3 protein-coding genes and 1 tRNA gene are annotated in these 3,888 nt (G+C 58.7%); all 4 read left to right on the forward strand.

The window, feature by feature from the left end; all coding sequences use genetic code 11:
* Positions 1–77: transfer RNA gene (locus B4U49_RS01010), tRNA-Met, on the forward strand.
* Positions 78–311: 234 nt separating this feature from the next.
* Entirely contained in the window at positions 312–785 is a 474-nt protein-coding gene (gene rimP, locus B4U49_RS01015) for a ribosome maturation factor RimP (protein ID WP_078082736.1), read from the forward strand.
* A gap of 91 nt (positions 786–876) precedes the next feature.
* On the forward strand, positions 877–2,379 hold the full coding sequence (nusA, locus tag B4U49_RS01020; RefSeq protein WP_078082737.1) for a transcription termination factor NusA: 1,503 nt from the start codon (positions 877–879) through the stop codon (positions 2,377–2,379).
* Positions 2,380–2,518: 139 nt separating this feature from the next.
* A partial coding sequence (locus B4U49_RS01025; protein WP_193432793.1) for a translation initiation factor IF-2 N-terminal domain-containing protein occupies positions 2,519–3,888 on the forward strand: 1,370 nt, incomplete at its 3' end.

Raw genomic sequence — 3,888 nt, forward strand, 5'->3', positions numbered from 1 at the left:
TGCGGGGTGGAGCAGCCTGGTAGCTCGTCGGGCTCATAACCCGAAGGTCGTAGGTTCAAATCCTGCCCCCGCTACCAAATTTTGCGAAAACGTTTCAGAGCGTTTTTGCGCAGTAAAAGCCCCTGTTAGGGGCTTTTTCGTATCTGCGGCAAACAGGCTCGGCCTGGTTTGCCATCCGAATGGGCCGGGAGTCGGCGCCGCGGTTTCTCATTCGGACCGTGGGGTCAGCTTCGCTGCCCATTTTTCGTTTTTGCAACGTGCAGAGGCCGTTGCACATCTGCCCCGGCGGTTCGCCGGGCCAAAGTGGTGATATGGCAAGCAAGCGCGAACTTTTGGAAGAGCTCCTGGCTCCGGTGGTCGAATCACTGGATTGCGAGCTGTGGGGGATCGATTACCAGACCCACGGTCGCAACGCCCTGCTGCGGATCTACATCGATGCCGAGCGCGGCATCTCCGTGGAAGACTGTGAAAAGGTCAGCCGCCAGGTCAGTGCGGTCATGGACGTGGAAGATCCGATCAGCAGCAAGTACACCCTGGAGGTGTCTTCCCCGGGTATGGATCGGCCGCTGTACAAGCTTGAGCAGTACCAGCGCTTTATCGGCGCCCAGGTGGAATTGCGCTTGCGCATGCCGCTGGACGGGCAGCGCAAATGGCGCGGCCTGCTGGCCGGCGTCGAGGGCGATGAAATCGTCCTGCGTATCGATAGCGAAAACGAGTATCTGCTGCCGATCGACAGTATCGAGAGAGCGAATATCGTTCCGCAGTTCGAGAGTGGAAAGAAGTAAGGGCAATGCAGAAGTACCCGGTAGTGCTGTAAAGCAGCATCTTCCGAAGCATTGAATAGTCAGCACGTAGCGTTTTTGAAGAGGCAGCTGCATGAACAAAGAGATCTTGCTGGTAGCCGAGGCGGTTTCCAACGAGAAAGGCGTTGACCGGGATATTATTTTCCAGGCAATCGAGGCGGCCCTCGCAACGGCCACCAAGAAGCGCTACGACGAAGATTCCACCATCGAGGTGATCATCGACCGCCGCAGCGGTGACTACGAAACTTTCCGCAGCTGGGAAGTGGTAGACGATGACACGCTCGCGGAGCTGGGTACCCAGTTCACGCTGGAAGAAGCCCACGAGAAAGACACCGAGCTGAAGGCTGGTGATGTCTACCGTGAGCAGGTGGAAAACGTCGAGTTCGGTCGTATCGCTGCGCAGACTGCCAAACAGGTGATCGTGCAGAAAGTACGTGAAGCCGAGCGCGCCAAAATCGTTGACGAATATCGCGATCGCGTCGGAGAACTGGTCAGCGGTACCGTGAAAAAAGTAACCCGCGACTTTATCGCTGTGGACCTGGGTAACAACGCCGAAGCGCGTCTGCCCCGCGACCAGCTGGTAGGTCGTGAGATCTTCCGTCTCGGCGACCGTGTGCGCGCAATCCTGCTGGAAATCGAGCCGGAAGCCCGCGGGCCGCAATTGAAACTGAGCCGCTCCTGCCCGGAGATGCTGATCGAGCTGTTCCGCATTGAAGTGCCGGAAATCTCCGAGCAGGTTATCGAGATCAAGGGTGCTGCCCGCGATCCCGGCCTGCGCGCCAAGATTGCCGTGAACACCAACGACGGCCGTATCGATCCGGTAGGTGCCTGTGTTGGCATGCGCGGTGCACGAGTTCAGGCGGTTTCCAACGAACTGTCTGGTGAGCGCGTCGACATTGTACTGTGGGACGACAACCCCGCTCAGTTCGTCATCAATGCCATGGCGCCTGCGGAAATCGAGTCCATCGTGGTGGACGAAGATGCCGGCTCCATGGACGTGGCGGTTGCGGAAGAAAACCTGGCAATGGCGATTGGCCGCAGTGGCCAGAACGTACGTCTGGCATCCGAGCTGACCCAGTGGCAGATCAACGTGATGAGCGTGGAAGACTGGCAGGCCAAGCAGGAAGCCGAGTCCGGCAGCATCATGGAAACCTTCATGGAGCGTCTGGATATCGACGAAGACGTTGCTGGCGTCCTGGTAGACGAAGGCTTCACCTCTCTCGAGGAAGTCGCCTATGTGCCGCTGGAAGAAATGCTGGGTATTGAAGGTTTCGACGAAGAAATCGCCGAAGAGCTGCGTGCACGCGCCAAAGACGCTCTGCTGACCCAGGCCCTGGCCTCGGAAGAAGAGCTGGATGCGTCCGAGCCGCAGGAAGATCTGCTGAATATGGAAGGCATGGATCGTCAGCTGGCATTCCAGCTGGCCAGCCGTGGTGTAGCTTCCATGGAAGATCTGGCGGAGCAGGCCGTGGACGACCTGCTGGATATCGAAGGTATGGACCAGGAACGCGCTGCCGCGCTGATCATGAAAGCTCGCGAACCCTGGTTCGCCGACGACAGTGATCAAGAGGCTTGAAGCCCGAGTGCCGGGCACACGCCCGGCCCCGCGCACTGCTTTGATGTGCGCGCCCCGAATTGCCTGCCAAGCAGGCCAAGGGTGGAGCAGTAAAATGCATTGATGCTGCTCTGCCACAAGTGACTTTTTAGGAGAGAGAATGGCCGAAGTAACAGTTAGCGAACTCGCCAAATCGGTTGGTGCCACCGAAGAGCGTCTGCTCAAGCAGATGCAGGAAGCGGGTTTGCCCCACACTTCAGCAGATGCGCCCGTATCCGCAGAAGAGAAGCAGGTCCTGCTCAACTTCCTGAAAAGTAGTCACGGGGAGCAAGCAGCTGCACCCAAAAAGATTACCCTCAAGCGCAAAACCACCACGACGCTGAAGACCGGATCTGGCACCGGCCGCAAGACCGTCAACGTGGAAGTACGCAAAAAACGCACTTATGTGAAGCGCGCAGAAGCCGAAGAGCAGGAAGCCGAGCTCGATACCTCCGCGCTGCAAAAAGCGGAAGAAGAGCTGGCCGCAGCGGAGAAAGCAGCTGCCGAGCGCGCCCGCGCCGAGCAGGAGGCCGCCGAGGCAGAAGCCAAAGCCAAGGCTGACGAAGAAGCCAAGGCCAAGCAGGAAGCCGAAGAGGCTGCCAAGGCCAAAGCTGAAGCAGAAGCGGAAGCCAAGGCTGCGGAAGAGGCTGCGGCCAAGCCCGAAAAAGCCGACGAGCCCGCCGAAGCCAAGCCTGAGCCCAAGCCGGAAGCCAAACCCGAGCCCAAGCCGGAGCCTGCCCCGATCCGTTCCAGCTATGTCGATGACATCGAAGCCATGCGTATTGCCGCCATGGAGCGCCGTAAGAAAGAAAACGAGCGTGAAGCGGCCGAGCTGGAAGAGAAAAAAGCCCGCGTAGAAGCGGAGCGTGCACGTCTTGAGCAAGAACAGAAAGACCGTGCCGAGAAAGCCAAGCAGGCGCCCGCTGCAGACACCACTGCCGGTGCCGCGGCCAAGCCTTCCTTGCGCCGTAAGCAGGAAGCGACGACTGAAGATCGCGATGACGACGAGCCGCGCAAGCGCCGCAGCCGTCGCGGCAAGAGTGGCCCCAAGAAGTCCAGCAAGACTTCTCTGTACGATGCTGCGCTGGAAGCCTTCGAAACCGAGGACGAGAAACGCAGCACCCGCTCCCTGTCTCGCCCGACGCTGAAAGTAAAGAACACACACGGCTTCAAGAAGCCGACAGGAAAGCAAGTGTACGAAGTACAACTGGGCGAGACGATCACCGTCGGCGACCTCGCCAAGCAGTTGAATATCAAAGCCGGTGAGCTGATCAAGCGCCTGATGAAAATGGGCGAAATGGTCACCATTAACCAGAGCCTGGATCGCGATACCGCGAGCCTGATCGTCGAAGAGATGGGACACACCGTGGTCCTGCGCTCTGAAAACGAACTGGAAGAGAAACTGGTTGCCCAGTCTCAGGAAGTTGAAGGTGAAGAAGTCAGCCGTGCACCGGTTGTTACCGTAATGGGTCACGTTGACCACGGTAAAAC

This window comes from Microbulbifer mangrovi (assembly GCF_002009015.1).
In the GTDB taxonomy this organism is placed as follows: domain Bacteria; phylum Pseudomonadota; class Gammaproteobacteria; order Pseudomonadales; family Cellvibrionaceae; genus Microbulbifer; species Microbulbifer mangrovi.

Coding starts and splice junctions, on each gene's coding strand:
- rimP (WP_078082736.1), top strand. CDS start 312: ATGGCAAGCAAGCGCGAACTTTTGGAAGAGCTCCTGGCTCCGGTGGTC.
- nusA (WP_078082737.1), top strand. CDS start 877: ATGAACAAAGAGATCTTGCTGGTAGCCGAGGCGGTTTCCAACGAGAAA.